This window comes from Streptomyces sp. NRRL F-5135, assembly GCF_000719775.1.
In the GTDB taxonomy this organism is placed as follows: domain Bacteria; phylum Actinomycetota; class Actinomycetes; order Streptomycetales; family Streptomycetaceae; genus Streptomyces; species Streptomyces hebeiensis.
In genome coordinates this window covers 75,687-92,121 of sequence record NZ_JOHR01000017.1, presented here as the reverse complement: position 1 = coordinate 92,121, position 16,435 = coordinate 75,687, and the positions used below count along the sequence as shown (strand labels likewise).

General features: G+C 70.2%; 19 protein-coding genes and 1 riboswitch. Of the genes, 14 read left to right on the top strand and 5 right to left on the bottom strand.

The genetic code is table 11. The features are described from left to right. Position 1: 1 nt before the first annotated feature. The 5 genes from IG02_RS0127415 to IG02_RS0127395 all read right to left on the bottom strand — a co-directional run bounded on the left by IG02_RS0127415 (position 2) and on the right by IG02_RS0127395 (position 5,730). Complete coding sequence (locus IG02_RS0127415) at positions 2-1,615, bottom strand: ABC transporter permease (protein ID WP_030753674.1); 1,614 nt, start codon at positions 1,613-1,615, stop codon at positions 2-4. Positions 1,616-1,770: 155 nt separating this feature from the next. Beyond that, positions 1,771-2,874, bottom strand: coding sequence for a thiamine ABC transporter substrate-binding protein (locus IG02_RS0127410; protein ID WP_030753671.1), 1,104 nt, complete (start codon positions 2,872-2,874; stop codon positions 1,771-1,773). An 85-nt stretch (positions 2,875-2,959) separates the two neighbouring features. Further along, positions 2,960-3,085, bottom strand: a riboswitch (TPP riboswitch). 98 nt (positions 3,086-3,183) lie between these two features. Further along, on the bottom strand, positions 3,184-4,290 hold the full coding sequence (gene rlmN / locus IG02_RS0127405; protein WP_030753668.1) for a 23S rRNA (adenine(2503)-C(2))-methyltransferase RlmN: 1,107 nt from the start codon (positions 4,288-4,290) through the stop codon (positions 3,184-3,186). 125 nt (positions 4,291-4,415) lie between these two features. Next, positions 4,416-4,931: a GNAT family N-acetyltransferase gene (locus IG02_RS0127400; RefSeq protein WP_234314927.1), complete on the bottom strand. Its 516-nt coding sequence runs from the start codon at positions 4,929-4,931 to the stop codon at positions 4,416-4,418. 40 nt (positions 4,932-4,971) lie between these two features. Then, on the bottom strand, positions 4,972-5,730 hold the full coding sequence (locus IG02_RS0127395) for a GntR family transcriptional regulator (RefSeq protein ID WP_030753664.1): 759 nt from the start codon (positions 5,728-5,730) through the stop codon (positions 4,972-4,974). Positions 5,731-6,338: 608 nt separating this feature from the next. On the opposite strand from IG02_RS0127395, the gene IG02_RS0127390 reads away from it, so the two are divergent. The 14 genes from IG02_RS0127390 (at position 6,339) to IG02_RS0127330 (ending at position 16,187) form a co-directional block, all read left to right on the top strand. Beyond that, positions 6,339-6,611 (top strand): DUF6284 family protein, encoded by a 273-nt coding sequence (locus IG02_RS0127390; RefSeq protein ID WP_030753662.1) that lies wholly within the window; start codon positions 6,339-6,341, stop codon positions 6,609-6,611. After that, positions 6,608-7,069 carry a Pycsar system effector family protein gene (locus tag IG02_RS0127385; RefSeq protein ID WP_030753660.1) on the top strand — a complete coding sequence of 154 codons (462 nt, stop codon included), beginning with the start codon at positions 6,608-6,610 and terminating at the stop codon, positions 7,067-7,069. The genes IG02_RS0127390 and IG02_RS0127385 overlap by 4 nt, the downstream gene beginning before the upstream one ends. After that, on the top strand, positions 7,066-7,248 hold the full coding sequence (locus tag IG02_RS0127380) for a hypothetical protein (protein ID WP_030753657.1): 183 nt from the start codon (positions 7,066-7,068) through the stop codon (positions 7,246-7,248). Before IG02_RS0127385 ends, IG02_RS0127380 begins: the two co-directional genes overlap by 4 nt. Continuing rightward, the gene (locus IG02_RS43115) at positions 7,245-8,108 is read left to right on the top strand and encodes a DUF2637 domain-containing protein (protein WP_234314926.1); all 864 of its coding nucleotides are present in this window, start codon (positions 7,245-7,247) and stop codon (positions 8,106-8,108) included. The genes IG02_RS0127380 and IG02_RS43115 overlap by 4 nt, the downstream gene beginning before the upstream one ends. Beyond that, the gene (locus IG02_RS0127370; RefSeq protein WP_030753650.1) at positions 8,105-9,247 is read left to right on the top strand and encodes a DNA cytosine methyltransferase; all 1,143 of its coding nucleotides are present in this window, start codon (positions 8,105-8,107) and stop codon (positions 9,245-9,247) included. The genes IG02_RS43115 and IG02_RS0127370 overlap by 4 nt, the downstream gene beginning before the upstream one ends. A gap of 94 nt (positions 9,248-9,341) precedes the next feature. Next, complete coding sequence (locus tag IG02_RS0127365; protein WP_030753647.1) at positions 9,342-9,707, top strand: DUF6251 family protein; 366 nt, start codon at positions 9,342-9,344, stop codon at positions 9,705-9,707. Further along, positions 9,704-9,895: a hypothetical protein gene (locus IG02_RS0127360; RefSeq protein ID WP_030753644.1), complete on the top strand. Its 192-nt coding sequence runs from the start codon at positions 9,704-9,706 to the stop codon at positions 9,893-9,895. The genes IG02_RS0127365 and IG02_RS0127360 overlap by 4 nt, the downstream gene beginning before the upstream one ends. A 76-nt stretch (positions 9,896-9,971) precedes the next feature. After that, positions 9,972-10,163, top strand: a complete 192-nt coding sequence (locus tag IG02_RS0127355; protein ID WP_030753641.1) for a hypothetical protein — start codon at positions 9,972-9,974, stop codon at positions 10,161-10,163. 95 nt (positions 10,164-10,258) lie between these two features. Next, positions 10,259-12,397 (top strand): cell division protein FtsK, encoded by a 2,139-nt coding sequence (locus IG02_RS0127350; protein ID WP_030753639.1) that lies wholly within the window; start codon positions 10,259-10,261, stop codon positions 12,395-12,397. 151 nt (positions 12,398-12,548) lie between these two features. Further along, positions 12,549-12,812 (top strand): hypothetical protein, encoded by a 264-nt coding sequence (locus IG02_RS39870; RefSeq protein ID WP_078854872.1) that lies wholly within the window; start codon positions 12,549-12,551, stop codon positions 12,810-12,812. Continuing rightward, positions 12,803-12,943 (top strand): hypothetical protein, encoded by a 141-nt coding sequence (locus IG02_RS42275; RefSeq protein WP_199814095.1) that lies wholly within the window; start codon positions 12,803-12,805, stop codon positions 12,941-12,943. Before IG02_RS39870 ends, IG02_RS42275 begins: the two co-directional genes overlap by 10 nt. A gap of 9 nt (positions 12,944-12,952) precedes the next feature. Beyond that, on the top strand, positions 12,953-13,747 hold the full coding sequence (locus IG02_RS0127340; RefSeq protein ID WP_030753637.1) for a DUF7221 family queuine tRNA-ribosyltransferase-like protein: 795 nt from the start codon (positions 12,953-12,955) through the stop codon (positions 13,745-13,747). 83 nt (positions 13,748-13,830) lie between these two features. Next, positions 13,831-14,706 carry a bifunctional DNA primase/polymerase gene (locus IG02_RS0127335; RefSeq protein WP_030753634.1) on the top strand — a complete coding sequence of 292 codons (876 nt, stop codon included), beginning with the start codon at positions 13,831-13,833 and terminating at the stop codon, positions 14,704-14,706. A 2-nt stretch (positions 14,707-14,708) separates the two neighbouring features. Continuing rightward, a complete protein-coding gene (locus tag IG02_RS0127330) occupies positions 14,709-16,187 on the top strand; it encodes a hypothetical protein (protein WP_030753631.1) in 1,479 nt (492 codons plus the stop codon). Positions 16,188-16,435: the final 248 nt, after the last annotated feature.

The following is a 16,435-nucleotide window of genomic DNA, read 5'->3' as shown; positions in this document are numbered from 1 at the left end:
ATCAGAACTCCCCCGAGTGCTGGTCACGGATCCGTTCCAGCGCGAGCAGGGCGACCGCGCACACCACCATCAGCACGGTGGACAGGGCCATGGCCTGCCCGTAGTTGAGCTCGCCGGGGCGGCCCAGCAGCCGCGCCACGGCCACCGGCAGCGTCGGCCGGTCCGGGCGCGCGATGAAGACCGTCGCGCCGAACTCACCGAGCGAGACGGCGAACGCGAACCCCGCCGCGACCAGCAGCGCCCGCCGCACCAGCGGGAGGTCGACCTCGCGCCAGGCACGCAGCGGCGACGCGCCGAGGACCGCGGCGGCTTCCCGCAGCCGGGTGTCCACCGCCCGCAGGACGGGCAGCATGGTGCGTACGACGAACGGCACGCCCACCAGCGCCTGGGCGAGCGGGACCAGGATCCAGGAGGCCCGCAGGTCCAGCGGCGGCTCGTCCAGGGCGATCAGGAAGCCGAAGCCGACGGTCACCGCCGACACCCCGAGCGGCAGCATCAGCAGCGCGTCGAAACCCCGGACGAGCCGGCCGGCTCGCCGGCTCAGCGCCGCCGCCGCCAGCCCGCCCACCACCAGGGCGATCAGGGTCGCGACGAAGGCGTACCGCAGCGAGTTGGCGACCGCTTCCAGCGGCGGTACGAGGAAGGTGCCGCCGCTCGCCTCCGCCGACGCGAGCGCCCGGTAGGAGGCGAAGCCGTAACCGGCGGGACCGTTCAGTGAGCGCTCCACCAGCACCCCGAGCGGCAGCAGGAGCAACAGCGCCACACTGCCCAGCACCCCGCCGAGCAGCGCCCACTGTCCGGCCCCGCGCGGCCGGCGCGCGGTGAGCGCCGGGTCGACCAGCCGCAGCGCGCCCTCCCGGCGCCGTACGGTCCACGCGTGCACCGCCAGGACGGTCCCCACGGCCGCGAACTGCACCAGCGTGAGCACCGCCGCCGTGGACAGGTCGAGGAGCTGGGCGGTCTGCCGGTAGACCTCCACCTCCACCGTGGCGAAGGACGGGCCGCCCAGGATCTGGACCACGCCGAAGGACGTGAACGTGAACAGGAAGACCATCAGGGCCGCGGCCGCCACGGCCGGGCCGAGGGCGGGCAGGGTGACGCGCCACCAGACGGCGAGGCGGCTCGCGCCCAGCATCCGGGCGGCTTCCTCCTGCCGCGGGTCGAGTTGTGCCCACAGGCCGCCCACGGTCCGTACGACCACCGCGTAGTTGAAGAACACGTGAGCCAGGAGGATCGCCCAGACGGTGGTGTCGAGCCGGACGCCCCACAGCTGCTCCAGCAGTCCGCCGCGCCCGAGCAGCGCCAGGAAGGCCGTGCCGGCGACGACGGTCGGCAGCACGAACGGCACGGTGACGACCGCGCGCAGCAGCCGCTTGCCGGGGAACTCGAAGCGTGCGAAGACGTACGCGCCGGGCAGGGCGAGCAGCAGGGTGAGCGCGGTCGAGGCGAGCGCCTGCCAGGTGGTGAACCACAGGACGCCGAGGAGGTCGGGCCGGCCGAGTACGTCCACGATCCGGCCGGGCCGCCAGGCGCCGTCCGGTGCGAGGCCGCGACCGACGATCGAGGCCACGGGGTAGGCGAAGAAGACCGCGAAGAACGTCACGGGGACGGCCATCAGGGCGAGCCGCACCAGGCCGCCGGGCCTCGCACCGCCGCGCCGCCCGGCTTTCGCGCCCGCGTATCGCGACAGGGCGGCGGCCTCGGCGGTCTTCGCCACCGTCGCGGTCTTCCCGGACTTCGCGGTCTCTGCGGACTTCGCGGACTTCGCGGTCACTTCACGACGAGTGAGGACCACGACTGGATCCACTGCTCTCGGTGGGCGGCGATCCGGTCGGGTGCCACGGTCTCGGGGCGGTCGACCCGGGCTCCGAACTTCGTGAACAGCTCGGGCGGGCGCACTCCCTCGACCACCGGGTTCACGAACATGTTCAGCGGCATGTCGGCCTGGAACCTCTCGCTGATCAGGAAGTCCAGCAGGGCCTTTCCGCCGGCCTCGTTCCGCGCGCCCTGGAGAAGCCCGGCGAACTCGGTCTGCCGGAAGCAGGTCCCGGTGGCCACGCCGGTCGGAGCCTCGCCGGGACGCGGGTCGGCGTACAGCACCTCGACGGGCGGGCTGGAGGCGTACGAGACGACGAGCGGCCGGTCGCCGTGGGCCTTCTTCCCGCCCGCCGAACCGGAGAAGTTCTCGTTGTACGCCTGCTCCCAGCTGTCGACGACCTGGACGCCGTTGGCCTTCAGCTTCTTCCAGTAGTCCTGCCAGCCGTCGTCGCCGTACCGGGCGACCGTGCCCAGGAGGAACCCGAGCCCCGGCGAGGACGTGCTCGCGTTCTCCGTCACGAGCAGGTTCTTGTAGGCGGGCTCGAGGAGGTCGTCGAAGGAGGACGGGGGCGCCAGCTTCTTGTCGGCGAAGTATTTCTTGTCGTAATTGACGCAGATGTCACCGGTGTCGACCGGGGTGACTCGGTTCTTGTCCTTGTCGAGTTGTGTGCCGGCGTCGACCCGGTCGAGCCCCTTGGCCCGGTACGGCGTGAACAGGCCGTTGTCGAGGGCCCGGGAGAGCAGGGTGTTGTCGACGCCGAAGAAGACGTCGCCCTGGGGCGAGCCCTTGGTGAGGATCTCCTTGTTGAGGGCTGCTCCGGCGTCACCGCTCTTGAGCACCTTGACCGTGTAGCCGGTCTCCTTGGTGAACTCCTTCAGGACACCCGGCGAGGCGGCGAACGAGTCGTGGCTGACGAGGGTCACGGTCTTCGACCCGGACCCGCCCGCCCCGTCGGACGCCCCGGTACCGGAGCCGGACCCTCCGCACGCGGCCAGCGCCGAGACGCCGAGCGCGGTGGCGAGTGCGGCGCACGCCGTCCTGGTGATGCTGGTGATGCCCACTGGTTTTCCTCCTGGGAATGCCAGGAGAAGACGCGGCCCCGCCCGCGGCCGGGGACCGGCGACGGGCAGGGCGCAACAGCTTGAGTGATGTCCGAACTCCCTACCCAGAATGACCTGGGCGAGGTTCAGAGGGTCTGCGGACCGGACCGGATCTGACGCGTCCGTACCGCACTCTCAGCGCTGTGGCGCTCCCCTGTCGGAAAATATGCAATTGGTTCGAGCCAAGATTACCCGAGCGCGGTCTCCGCACACCCGGGGCGGCCGCGCACCCGCGCGGGCGGCCTCGCCGCGCCCGGCGGCGCTCTACCGTTCCGAGGCCGCCAACTGACCGCATGCCCCGTCGATCTCCTGGCCACGCGTGTCCCGTACGGTCACCGGCACGCCGTGCGCCGCGATCGCGTCCACGAACGCCCGCTCGTCCTCGGGGCGCGACGCCGTCCACTTCGAGCCCGGGGTGGGGTTCAACGGGATCAGATTGACGTGCACCCGCTTGCCCTTGAGCAGCCGGCCCAGCCGGTCGCCCCGCCACGCCTGGTCGTTGATGTCGCGGATCAGCGCGTACTCGATGGAGACCCGGCGGCCGGACTTCGCCGCGTACTCCCAGGCGGCGTCCAGCACCTCCCGCACCTTCCAGCGCGTGTTGACGGGGACGAGGGTGTCGCGCAGCTCGTCGTCCGGCGCGTGCAGCGAGACCGCGAGCCGGCAGCTGAACCCCTCGTCGGCGAAGCGCAGCATCGCGGGCACCAGGCCGACCGTGGAGACGGTGATCCCGCGCTGGGAGAGGCCGAGCCCGTCCGGCGCCGGGTCGGTCAGCCGGCGGATCGCGCCGACCACCCGGTTGTAGTTGGCCAGCGGCTCTCCCATGCCCATGAAGACGATGTTGGACAGCCGGGACGGCCCGCCGGGCACCTCGCCGTCGCGCAGGGCGCGCATGCCCTCGACGATCTGGTGCACGATCTCGGCGGTCGAGAGGTTGCGGTCCAGGCCCGCCTGTCCGGTGGCGCAGAACGGGCAGTTCATCCCGCAGCCCGCCTGCGAGGAGACGCACATCGTGACCCGGTCCGGGTACCGCATCAGGACGGACTCGACGAGCGTGCCGTCGTGCAGCCGCCAGAGCGTCTTACGGGTGGCGTCGTCGTCGCAGGAGATGTGCCGTACCACCGACATCAGGTCGGGCAGCAGCTCCGTCGCGAGCTTCCGGCGCGCGGTGGCCGGGATGTCCGTCCACTGCTCGGGGTCATGGGCGTAGCGCGCGAAGTAGTGCTGTGACAGCTGCTTGGCGCGGAAGGCCTTCTCGCCGACCGCGGCGACCGCCTCACGGCGCTCGGCGGGGGTGAGGTCGGCGAGGTGCCGCGGGGGCTTCTTGGCTCCGCGGGGCGCGACGAAAGTCAGTTCTCCGGGTACAGGCATGGTGGATCCAGTGTCGCAGACGACCCGCTGTGACCTGTCTGACATCGGGCCCGCGTAGGTCGTCATTGGTCATCATTGGCCGCTGTGGGCCGCCCTCGGACGGCCCACAGACGGCCCAGAGGCGACTACCGCTCCACGTACGGAGAGCCGACCCGTAGCAGGTAATCGGGGTGCGCGAGCGCGTCGACCGGCCGTTGCGCGAGCCACCCGGACCGCCGGTGATCCGGGCTCTCGGTCCGTACGTGCTTGAAACCGATGCGCTCGTAGTAGGCGTGTAGGTCGGTGTTGGACCGCCACGTGTCGATGCGCACCCACGTCCGCCCCTCGACGGCCGCCACCCGGGATGTCCAGTCGACGATCCGCGCACCAAGCTTCCGGCCCGCCGCCGCTCGCGACACGATGAGCTTGTACAGGTAGAACGCGGATTCGGGCCGGTCCTCATCGGTCCAGAAATCCCGATCGACGGGCCCCCGGCTCACTGTCGCGAGGATCGATTTCGCAGGATCCTCGACCACCCACGCGCGCCCCTCGTCAATCGCTTCGTGCCACTTCCCGATGGCACGGGCGCCGGTTTCGGGATCGCTCCACTGATCGGTTCCCTTGGACCTAAGCCACTCTTCTGCTTCGGTTCGCAGCTTCATCAACGCGGGAATGTCGGCACCTGCCGCCGGGCGTAGCCGTTCAGTCACTGTCGACCTCATAAAGAATCTTGTGCCTATCTCCCGGAAGGATCGTGACCATACAACGCAGCGCCTTTCCGTCTGCGTCGTAGCCAGTCCTGGTGTGCTCCGCCACGGGGGTAGCGGCGGGCAGGGCGAGAAGTTCCGCTTCCTTGTGCGCCGGCATGCGCACCGTGATTTCGTCTCGATACCTGACCTGGATAAGGCCCACCGACGCGAGCACCCCGCCGGGGGCGGATACGTCGCGTGGCTCCATCAGAGGAGTTCCGGTGACCAGGTCCGGCGGAAAGTACGAGTCGGCCAGTGCGTACGGTCGACTGTCGACGTACCGCACGCGCTGCCGCTTGACCGCTAGCCCTCCCTCTGGCAGACCAAGGGACTCCCGCACGTGCTCCGGGGGCTCCACGATGGAAACGCTGATCTCCTGCCGGGGCGTCTTCCCGTCACCGGAAACCGCGCTGGCCCACTGGTCGCCGGCGGTCTTGCCCTCAACGGCGGTCGCGTGGCGACTGCGACTTTCCAGCGTCGTCCAGTTCCAGACGACACGCTCGAAGTCCTGCCGGACGTACTTGCCTTGCCCCTGGCCGGTGACAACCAACCCCTCATCGACCAGCATGCGCACGCCGGCGCGGATGGTCTCTCGGCTGTACCCGTAGGCGCGCATCATCTCTGCCTCACTCGGCAGGGCCGCACCTCCTTCAAGGTCGCCCGACTCGATCTGTTCTCGCAGATCAGCCGCGATTTCCTGAGCCTTCGTCATGCCGCGCCGCATGGCGCCTCCCGCCTCCTGAAGTGAGCTCCTCCAGACAAGGTAGACCAGGGGGCTTGACTCTCCAACCCGCCCCCGGGCATCCTCTTGCCAAGGCACTCCTCCAGACAAGCCATACGGGGTGTCATGTACGTAGCTCTGCCTTGAAGGGCCTCTCTTTGGGCTGCTTCGAGCTGCACAACAACTCCACAGCGTGATCCACCGCAGTACGACGGCCGTGACGACTCCGGCCGGGGCGAGTGGAGACCAGTCGGTCACCTCCCCGAGAGGGACACGAGCCGACTCAAAAGAACGGATCTGCCCGAGGGCGGGCACGCCACGCGAAGAGACCGAGATGCGATTCCTCGGAGGAGCGGGACTGAGGCACAGATCCATATCGCGTACGACGGGCCGTCACCTCCCGCAAAAGGTGTCCGGCGCGGCTCAGGCCCGCGCATCTACGACCTTCGCCGCCTCTTGCGGCGGCCGGTTGCCTCCGCTGCTCGTCTCGCACGAGCAGCGCTGAGGGGAGCCGGAACCGACTTCAACGGCACGCGGCTCCCGGGTGGCACCCCGGGAGCCGCAACGGGCCGTTCCGCCTTTGAGAGGAACACGACCCAATGGAACACATCGTTACTGTTCAGGACGCTGTTACGGCGTTCGAACCGTGGCTTGAGCCGACGGCCGCCGAGCTGGACGCGATCGAGGTGGAGATGCCCGTCATCGCGGCGGACGTCGACCTGTTGGACGCGCACATCGTCACCCTCGACCGCACGCCGACCGAGCTGGACATCCGGCGGATCCGCCGGGCCCGGAACCGGGCGCTGGCCGCCCGCCGGGAGCTCTCGAACCGCGCCGCTACCGAGACGACCGTGCCCGGGGGTGCCGCGTGAGCGCCCTCGACAAGAACCTCACGTCCGCGCACGCGGAAGTGAAGGCGGAGATCGCGCGGACCGACAACAAGACGGCCCTGCTGCTGGCGTTCGTCGGGGCTCTGCTGGCCGGTATCTGGTCCATCTCGTCCGGCGTGCGTCTGCCGGTCGCCGCGTACGTGGTCGGCGGGCTCGGCGTCGCCCTGTTGCTCGCTGCGGCGGCTCTCCTGCTCCGGGCGGTCCGCCCCAACCTTGGCGGCCGGCGGCAACGGCCGTTCGGCTTCCCCCGGTGGGCCACGCTCACCGTTGAGGAAATCACTGCTGCTCTGTCCGAGGACACCCGCGCACAGGACATCGCGGGCCTGTCTCGTCTCGCTGTGCGGAAGTTCTCGAACCTCCGTCGGGCGGTCGACCTGATCGGGGTCGCCGGTGTGCTGCTGATCGTGGCCGCTGTGATCGCGGTGGGGGGTGCGGTATGAGCGCCCGCCCGCTGACCGGCACGGACCAGCACTGTGTGGAGGGTGCCCGCCGGCTGCTCTCCGACCTGAAGGGCATCGACTGGGCCACCGTGACGGATGCCGACCTGGCCTTTCTGGTGGGCCGTGCTGGGGTCGTCATCGCGAGCCTGATCGTGACGGTTGAGGGTGGCGAGCGATGAACCGCACGGCTAAGACGCTGCTCGTCCTGGCGCTGGTCGGCGTGGTCGCCATGGCGTTTCGGGTGTCGTGGAACGCGCTGCGGGATGTGGCCCGTGCGATCGGGGCGGACGAGACGGCCGCGAACCTGTACCCGTTCGTAGTCGACGGACTGATGGCACTGGCCCTCATCGCCACCCTGGTTCTGACGGACCGGGACGACCGGCGGTTCGCGCTGCGGGTGCTCGCCACCTACACGATCGCCTCGCTCATCCTGAACTACGTCCACGGACTCGTGCCCGCGCTGCACGGCCGGTCGGTCGACTGGGGTCGACTGGCCGACTGGGACCCCGCCAACTGGGCCCTGGTTCTGCTCGCCACCTCGCTTCCGGTCGGGTCGATCTACTTCGGCTCGGACCTCGTCGCGAAGGTTCTCCACCACCGGCCGGACACCGAACCAGTGGTGCCCGTGGTCACCCCGCTGCCCGCTTCCGATCCAGTGCAGCACCCCATCGAGGGGGCCCCGACCGCTGCGCCGGAGGTGTCCACCGCCGCGCCTGCCCGCCCGGAGCGGCCGTCCGCATCCGAGGATGTCTCTGCGCTGGTCATCTGTGGTGACCGCCGGGTGTGGCCACTCGCCGTCCCCGCGTCGGACACCGGCGAAGAGGTGACCGGCGAGCCCGGCGAGAGGTTGCCGACCGAAGCGGCGGCGAACGTGATCCGCGCGTGCTGGGTGATGGGCACCCCGGTCACCGAGACCGCGCGACAGGCCACCCGCAGCACCTCGTACGTGAAGAAGGTGTTCGCCCGCCTGGAGGACGAACGCGGCCCGCAACCGTCTCCCGGCCAGCTCTCCCTCGTCCCCTCCGAGGTGTCCGCGTGAGCGCGCTGCGGATCGGTTCGGTGTGCACCGGTTACGGCGGTCTGGACATGGCCGTACAGGCCGTCTTCGGCGGCACGCTCGCGTGGGTGGCGGACAACGACCCCGGAGCCGCCCGCATCCTCGCCCACCGCTACCCCGGCGTGCCCAACCTCGGGGACCTCACGGCCGTCGGCTGGCACACGGTGGAACCGGTCGACATCGTCACGGGCGGCTACCCGTGCCAGCCCTTCAGCTCCGCCGGCAAACGGAAGGGAACCAAGGATGCCCGGCACATCTGGCCCGACATTGCCCGTGCCCTTGGGGTTCTACGACCCCGGCTCGCGGTCTTTGAGAACGTCGCAGGTCACCTTTCCCTCGGATTCGACACCGTGCTCAGTGACCTTGCCGCGCTCGGGTTCGATGCGGAATGGCGCTGTGTACGCGCGTCCGACATCGGCGCCGCTCACCAGCGCAACCGACTGTTCTTCCTCGCGTGGCCTGCCGACACCGGCAGCCAGGGACTGGCGCGGCGGTGGGCAGAGGGGGCAGCTTCCCACCGCCGTCACCTCTCTGCTTCCGACCCCGTCGACCTCGGAGAACACCGGGCCCGGACACGCCGCCCAGGGCGGGATGAATCTGCGGCACGTCGTCTCTCTGCTGCCCACCCCACGGGCGTCGGAGAACGAGAACCGGCAGACCAGACGCACCCCGTCGCAGGAAGCAGGCAGGCACGGCAAGAGCCTGGCGGCGGAGGTGGGGGAGCTGCTGCCCACGCCGACCGTCGCCGACTCGAACGGAACACGGAACCATCGGCCGGACGGGACGCCCTACGCCGGCGGGTACGGCAGGACCCTGACGGACGCGACGATGCTGCTACAGCCCCCGGCATCGACTTCGGCGAGTACGGCCCGGCCGTCACGCGTTGGGAAGCCGTCCTCGGGCGCCCCGCTCCCCGGCCAACTGACGCTCTGGGACGGCTGAACCCGCCCTTCGTCGAATGGCTCATGGGCCTGCCCGCCGGCCACGTCACCGACGTCCCCGCACTGTCCCGCAGCGCACAGCTCAAGGCACTCGGCAACGGCGTCATGCCGCAACAGGCCACGGCAGCCCTCCTGCAACTCACCTCGAGTGCCGACACCGGCCGCTCACGCGTCGCCTGACCCGCACACCAGCCCCGGCATCCACGCCGTGAGGGCGCCGGATCAAATCCGGCCCGGGGCACTCCCGCACCCCTCCCACCCAGGAAGGACCACTATGGACCCTGCCCAGACACAGGCGGTGGTGCAGCTCCCGGACGGGCGGCATGTCTACGTCGACCCCTCCCACCTGCCCGCCATCCAGCAGCAACCGCAGATCGTGCACCAGCACATCCATCAGGCCCCGCCGGACCGGACCACGCAACGCGTCGCCCTCGGTGCCGGGGTCGGTGCCGGGGCGGTCGGCGCGTCCGTCTACTTCGGTCCGATGCTTATCGCCGCGATCACGTCCATGGCCGCGTCCCTCGCTGTGGTCGCCCTGGTCATCGTCGCCACAGCGTGGGGCGTGGTGACGGTCGTGCGCACGGTCGGCGGCACGGACGGCAAGGCCGCCGCCAAGGCCCTACGCAAGGGGCGGTCATGAGGTTCAAGCCCGGCGACAAGGTGCGCATCGTCGCGTGTGCGGATGACCCTCGCGCGGTCGGACGGACGGGCCGGATCGTGGACGAGGTGCCGCCCGGCCCGCTCACGGCCGGCCGGTGGACCGTCCACCGCATCAGTCCCCTGATCGGCCCCGTCCTGTGCCACACGCACGAGCTCCGGCCGGCTTGACGGCTGCCCAGACGCGCCCGGCCTACGTGCCGGGCGCGGTGGGGAGCCGGACAGTCCGGCCCGGAACGGAGCCGCCGTGCGGATCAGCGACTACGACGACATCAACCACACCGAGGCCGCCCGCGTGCTCGGCATCTCCCTTGTCGCCGCTCTGCGGGGCGGGGAGCTGACCACAAAGCAGATGCGCAAGCTCGACCGCATCGCGGACAAGGCTGCGAAGCGCGAGGACGCCAAGCGCGCCGAGAAGGCCGCGAAGCGCGGCAAGTGACTACGCCCCGGGGCGGCCGGCTTCCTTGGCCGGGCGTTCGGCCGCCCCGGGCCCAACCCGACCGCCCACATGGGGCGAGACAGGAGACCCCCAGCATGACGGATACATCGCCGCCGCCCGCGCATCTGCGGGCGGTTCCCGCCACCGACACCGAGACGGAACCGGCCGCCGCCCCGCCGACCCCGGCCGAGACCGCGCCCGAGTCGGGGTGGTCCGAAAACGCGCCAGCGGCCGTGCCGGTCGACAACCCCCACCTTCCCGCCCCCGGAGTCCGCAGCGAGAAGCGGAAGCCGGTTCTGGCCGGGTGGCTGACCAACCGCCGGGACTTCACCGCCACGGCCCGCCACGCCGTCGCGAACGCCGGATACTCCGCGCTCTATCACGGGGTGCGGGTACCCGTGTATGCCGGACGGCTGACGCTGATGTCCCCACGGGGAGCGTGCCGGTTCGTGGCCTCCACCAACCGGTGGGTGTGGGACCGGGAAGCGGCGCCGCTGCGGGCGATGGCGGTGCGGTCCGAGGACGTGGAGGAGTACATGCGCCTGTCGCGTCTGCGGGCCGGTCGGGTGCGTCTGCGCGGCATGGTCACCCTGGTCGCGGCGGTGTTCGGGACCGGGTTCGCGCTGTGGCTCTACGTCATGGCCCCCGCCTTCCTGTACGCGTTCGCGGCCGGCGGGGTGATGCTGCTCGGCATGGCCGGACAGCAGCCCGACGCCCCCGTGGTCGGCCCGGCCGTCCTCAAGACCGAGGTGCAGAAGCTCACCGGGTCGATCGTGCTGCGGGGGCTGGACAGCATCGGCAACGCCAAGGTGTCGGCCGCCATCAAGAAGGGCGGGGACATGAACGGTCTGCGGTTCGTCTCGGAGATCGTGCGGGACGGGCCCGGCTACCGCGCCGACCTCGATTTGCCCTACGGCGTCACCCCCGAGGACATCATGGAGTCCCGCAAACCCCTGGCGTCCGGTCTGCGGCGCAAGGTCGGCTGTGTGTGGCCCGCCCCGGATCCGGCCGAGCATGAGGGTCGGCTGGTGCTGTGGGTCGGGGACAAGCCCATGAACGAGACCACCAAACCGGCGTGGCCGCTGGCGAAGTCCGGCACGGTGGACTTGTTCAAGCCGGTCGTGTTCGGCAACGACCAGCGCATGCGCGACGTCGCGGTGACGCTCATGTTCGCCTCCGTCGTCGTCGGCAGCATTCCGCGGATGGGCAAGACGTTCCTGATGCGGCTGTTCCTGCTCATCGCCGCACTCGACCCCCGCGCCGAACTCCACGCGTTCGACTTCAAGGGCACCGGCGACTTCGGCGCCCTGGAACCGGTCTGCCACCGCTACCGGGCCGGTGAAGAGACCGAGGACATCGAATACGTCCTCGACGCGCTCCGGGAACTCAAAGAGGAGCTGCGGCGCCGGGCGAAGGTCATCAAGTCCCTGCCGCGTTCGCGCTGCCCGGAGTCGAAGGTGACTCCGGAACTGGCCAGTGACAAGGCGCTGGGGCTGCATCCGATCGTGGCCGGGTTCGACGAGTGCCAGGTGCCGTTCGAGCATGAGGAGTACGGCAAGGAGATCGAAGCGATCTGCACCGACCTGGTCAAGCGCGGCCCGGCGCTGGGGATCGTGGCTCTGTTCGGCACCCAGCGGCCCGACGCCAAATCCCTGCCGACCGGTATCAGTGCGAACGCGGTGCTGCGGTTCTGCCTGAAGGTGATGGGCCAGCCCGCGAACGACATGGTGCTCGGCACGAGCATGTACAAGTCCGGCTACCGGGCGACGATGTTCTCCCGTTCCGACCGGGGCATCTGCTGGATGGCCGGTGAAGGTGATGACCCGCGCATCGTCGCGTCCGCGTTCGTGGACGCGGTCGCCGCCGAACGCATCGCCGCCCGCGCCCGCCAGGTGCGCGAGAAGTACGGCAACGTCACCGGCCACGCCATCGGCAAGGGCCCGGAGAAGACAGCTGGCGCGGACATCCTCACTGACGTGGCCGACGTCATCGCCGCCGACGAAAAGGCTGTGTGGTGCGAGCGCATCGCCGCGCGGCTGACCGAGCTGCGGCCCGAGGTCTACGCCGGGTGGAAGGGCGAGAACGTCACCGCCGCGCTCAAGCCGTGGGGCATCAAGACCGGTCAGGTCTGGGGCCAGACCGACGCCGGTGAAGGCAAGAACCGGCGCGGTATCGAACGCGCCGACGTCACCGCCGCGATTACGCGCCGTGACGCCGACCGGGCCGCTGCCTGACCCCATCACGACCGCTAGACCTAGCACGCCGCGTTGCTAGGTCTAGCGGCCCCGCTAGCGGCCCATCCGCCCGCTGATCAGCGAACTAGCGTCTAGCGGCTGACCTGCCGCAACCCCCGAAAACCCGCCCGCAACCGGGAGTCACCCCGTGATGCTCATCGCTAGCACCGCCCTACTCCTCTACGCCGCCGGTTACGCAGTGTTGTGCGCGGTCAGCCCGTTCGGGCCCTGCCGCAAGTGCGCCGGAACCGGCCTTCGCGAACTGCGCAAGCGCGCCAAGGTCTGTCGCCGCTGCCACGGACAGCGCCGCCGACTCCGACTCGGCCGCCGCGTCCTCAACTCCGGCCGCCGCACCCACGCGGCCGGCACCCGCCCCAACCCGACCACCGAGAAGAAAGGCACGCCGTGGCACTGACCGTCTCCCTCGTCGTCCTGTTCTTCCTGCTCCGCTCGAACTCCCTCAGCGCCGGTGCCGCCTTCACGGCCGCCGGGTTCGGGTTCTTCCTCGCCTCCACCGCCGTCATCGACGCCATCCCCAACCTGTAGGGAGCGGCCGTGCGCTTCTACCTCACGACCCATAAACGGCATTGGGTCAAGCTCACGGACGTGCCGCTGTTCCTGAAGTCCGAGCATTTCGCCGTTGCCCGTACTCTGCCGGTCGCGATCGGCCGGTACGCGGTCGACTCCGGCGGATTCTCAGAGCTCCAGAAGCATGGCCGGTGGACCCGCACACCCCGTCAGTACGTGGACGACCTGCGTCGTATCTGGGAGCACGTCGGCCCCTACGACTGGGCTGCTGGTCAGGACTGGATGTGTGAAGACCTCATCATCCATGGCGGAAAGGCCGGACCGAACACCTTTGCCGGAACCGGCCTCAGCGTCGTGGAACACCAGCGCCGGACCGTCGCGAACTTCCTCGAACTGCGTTCCATGGCGCCGGACCTGCGGATCATCCCCACTCTGCAGGGCAGCACCGTCCAGGAGTACGAGCATTGCCGGGAGCTCTACGAGCGGGCCGGGGTCGACCTTCGACGTGAGCCCACCGTGGGGCTCGGCTCGGTCTGCCGTCTGCAGTCCACCGCCAAGGGCGCCGCCATCGTCACCGCCATGGCCGCCCACGGGCTCAAGCTGCATGGGTTCGGCTTCAAGACCCTGGGCTTGGCCAGGGTCGGCCACCTGCTCACCTCCGCCGACTCCCTCGCCTGGTCCACCCACGCACGGCACCGCCCGCCCCTGCCCGGCCACACCACTCACAAGAACTGCGCCAACTGCCTGCCCTACGCACTCCAGTGGCGCACCCGCGTCCTGAACGCGCTGCCCCCGTGGCAGCAACCCGAACTCGCCGCCTGAACACGGCTGGGGCGGCCGCCTCTCGCCAAAGTCACGGCCGCCCCGGTCTCCAAGCACTTCCTACAGAACTGGAGGCATCCAGCATGACCCAACCTGCCCCGATCCGACGAGTAGGCGCCGAATCCCCCTTACTGACCACCGCCCTGGCGCTGGCGTCCGCCGGGGTGCCGGTCCTGCCGCTGCGGGCCGGGAAGCTCCCCGTCGGCAACTGCCGGTCATGCGCGGCCGTCGCCTGTGGCGGACGGCCAAACATGAAGGAGGCCGGCCCCTGCCAGTGCCCCGCCCCCTGCCACGCCTGGGCCGCCGCCACCACCGATCCGGCCGTACTCACCTCCCACCCCTGGGCGCGTGCGTGGAGGCAGGCCGGGGCCGTCGCCTACCACCCCGGCGGCGCCGGCCTGACCGTCGTGGACCTCGACACCGCGGCGGCCGTCGCATGGGCCCGCACCGCCCTGCCCGCCACCCGCACCGTGACCACGGCGCGGGGCGAGCACTGGATCTACCGGGGCACCATGCGGTCCGTGAACGGCGTCCGTGAGGATGTCGACATCAAGTCCACGATGTCCTACGCCCGTTGGCTCGGCCCCGGCACCGGCGCCACGGCCGCTCTCCCGGACGCTGTGCGCGCGCTGGCAGTAAAGGAACCGTCCCCCTCCCGCACGGCGCCACAGGCCCTCACCGTGCCCCTGACGCGCGGACAGGGCGAGTGCCCTCACCGCACTCCCACATACCTGGACCGTGGCATCGCGATGGCGGAGCAGCGCATCACCGAGGCCCGCAGCACGATCCACGCCACGGTCTACCGCACCTTTCTCGCCGTGCTGTCCACTCACGGTCGGTGCGGCTGTCTCAGGGACACGCACGTCGCGCGACTGTTCTCCGCCGCTCAGGCCAAGGGCGAGACGGCCCGGCACTGCACCGACGCGTGGACCAACGCCCGTACCAGGTTGGGACTGTGACCATGTCCGACGACGAGAAGAACCCCGCCCGCCAGATCATCACCGACTACGCGCAAACGCACTTCCGCTACTTCCGCACCGCCGACGGAACCGTGTACGCGCAGCGCAACGGCCACCCCGTGGCCCGCCCCATCCGCTCCCAGGGGACGACCGGCAGCCACCGCCAGGAACTCATGGTCGGCCTCTTCAACGACGGACACGGCGTTTTCAACGGCACCGCCCTCAAGGAGGCACTCGACTTGATCGAAGCTCTGGCACTGAACCAGGACGTGCAGCCCGTACACATTCGCGTCGCCCCCGGGTTCGACGGTGCGACGTGGCTCGACCTGGGCCGCGATGACGGGCAGTCGGTCCGTATCCACCCCACCGGGTGGGAGATCGTCACCCCCGATCCTCGTGAGGTGTGCTGGCGGCGCACTCAGCTCACCGGAGAACTTCCCCTGCCGGCCAAGGACACCGACGGCAAAGGCATCGATCTGCTGTTGAGGCTGTGCAACTTCGCCAACGCCGAGACCGAGTGCCTGGCCATCGCCTGGCTCATCGGCTGCCTGGGGCCGTCCGTGCCCGTCCCCGCCCCGTTCCTCACCGGTCCCCAGGGTGCGGGCAAGTCCACCGGCGGGCGGATGCTCGTACGGATCATCGAGGGCATGACCGGCGACCTACGCCGGGCACCGAAGGATGAGGAGAACCTGATCGCGGCGGTGGCCGCCGGATGGGTCACCGCCCTGGACAACCTCTCCCACCTCGCCCCCGATCTCTCCGACCTGATGTGCTGCATCGTCACCGGCGCCGAAACCATCAAACGCGCCCTCTACACCGACGGAGACGTCGTGCGTGCTCGCTACCGCCGGCCGCTACTGCTCACCGGCATCGACGTGGGCGTCATCCGCCCCGACCTCGCCGAACGCCTCCTGCCGCTGCGTCTGGAACGCCCCCGCACCCGGCGCACCGAAGCGGAACTGTGGACGGAGTTCGAAGAGGCCCTGCCCGTGATCCTCGGCTCGCTGCTGGACCTCACGGTCCAGGTGCGCGCGGCGGAAGCGGATATCCCGACCGATCTGCGCATGGCCGACTTCGCCCACCTGTGCGCGCAACTCGACGCGGCCACCGGTCTGGGAGCTCTCGCCGCCTACCGGGCCAGCCTGGACGACCTCAACGATGACGTCATTGAAGGCGACCTGTTGGCACAGACAGTGCTGAAGCACGCAGCCAGCCTGGACGCGGGGGCGGAGCAGCGGATGACGTCCGCTGAGTGGCTGCACTGCCTCACGGGTCTCTACAGCGGCGAAGACTGCCGCCCCCTGCCGAAAGGCTGGCCGACCACGGGCAAGGTCCTCTCAGACCGTCTCAAGCGCCTTCAACCGACCCTCGCGGCCCGGGGCGTCCTCATCGACTGGGGCCGCACCAGCAAGGCCCGCTACATCGAGATGACCCGGCCCCCGGCCCCGCTGCCCCCTCACCAGCAGGACCCGGCGTTCTGACCGGCGGCCCATGACGCCGTGAACAGCAAGAGGAGCACGCCTCACCCCCCGGGGGTGCTCCTCTTGCTGTTCGGCGGCGTGCCGCCCTGCGGTGGTCGCGCCGCGAAGCGGCTCCTTCTTCACGCCTGAACACGCACCGCACCACAACAGACACCCCCCTCTCTCTTGTCCGAAGGAAAGGGACGCTGCGTCACCCGCGTCACTCAGGGGCGGCAAACGCTCCGTGACCTGCCGCTACAGCGGTGACG

Bases quoted from the DNA above. Each gene is read 5' to 3' on its own strand.
- IG02_RS0127415 (WP_030753674.1), bottom strand. From the start codon at position 1,615: ATGGCCGTCCCCGTGACGTTCTTCGCGGTCTTCTTCGCCTACCCCGTG.
- rlmN (WP_030753668.1), bottom strand. From the start codon at position 4,290: ATGCCTGTACCCGGAGAACTGACTTTCGTCGCGCCCCGCGGAGCCAAG.
- IG02_RS0127400 (WP_234314927.1), bottom strand. From the start codon at position 4,931: ATGAAGCTGCGAACCGAAGCAGAAGAGTGGCTTAGGTCCAAGGGAACC.
- IG02_RS0127395 (WP_030753664.1), bottom strand. From the start codon at position 5,730: ATGACGAAGGCTCAGGAAATCGCGGCTGATCTGCGAGAACAGATCGAG.
- IG02_RS0127390 (WP_030753662.1), top strand. From the start codon at position 6,339: ATGGAACACATCGTTACTGTTCAGGACGCTGTTACGGCGTTCGAACCG.
- IG02_RS0127380 (WP_030753657.1), top strand. From the start codon at position 7,066: ATGAGCGCCCGCCCGCTGACCGGCACGGACCAGCACTGTGTGGAGGGT.
- IG02_RS43115 (WP_234314926.1), top strand. From the start codon at position 7,245: ATGAACCGCACGGCTAAGACGCTGCTCGTCCTGGCGCTGGTCGGCGTG.
- IG02_RS0127365 (WP_030753647.1), top strand. From the start codon at position 9,342: ATGGACCCTGCCCAGACACAGGCGGTGGTGCAGCTCCCGGACGGGCGG.
- IG02_RS0127360 (WP_030753644.1), top strand. From the start codon at position 9,704: ATGAGGTTCAAGCCCGGCGACAAGGTGCGCATCGTCGCGTGTGCGGAT.
- IG02_RS0127350 (WP_030753639.1), top strand. From the start codon at position 10,259: ATGACGGATACATCGCCGCCGCCCGCGCATCTGCGGGCGGTTCCCGCC.
- IG02_RS39870 (WP_078854872.1), top strand. From the start codon at position 12,549: ATGCTCATCGCTAGCACCGCCCTACTCCTCTACGCCGCCGGTTACGCA.
- IG02_RS0127335 (WP_030753634.1), top strand. From the start codon at position 13,831: ATGACCCAACCTGCCCCGATCCGACGAGTAGGCGCCGAATCCCCCTTA.
- IG02_RS0127330 (WP_030753631.1), top strand. From the start codon at position 14,709: ATGTCCGACGACGAGAAGAACCCCGCCCGCCAGATCATCACCGACTAC.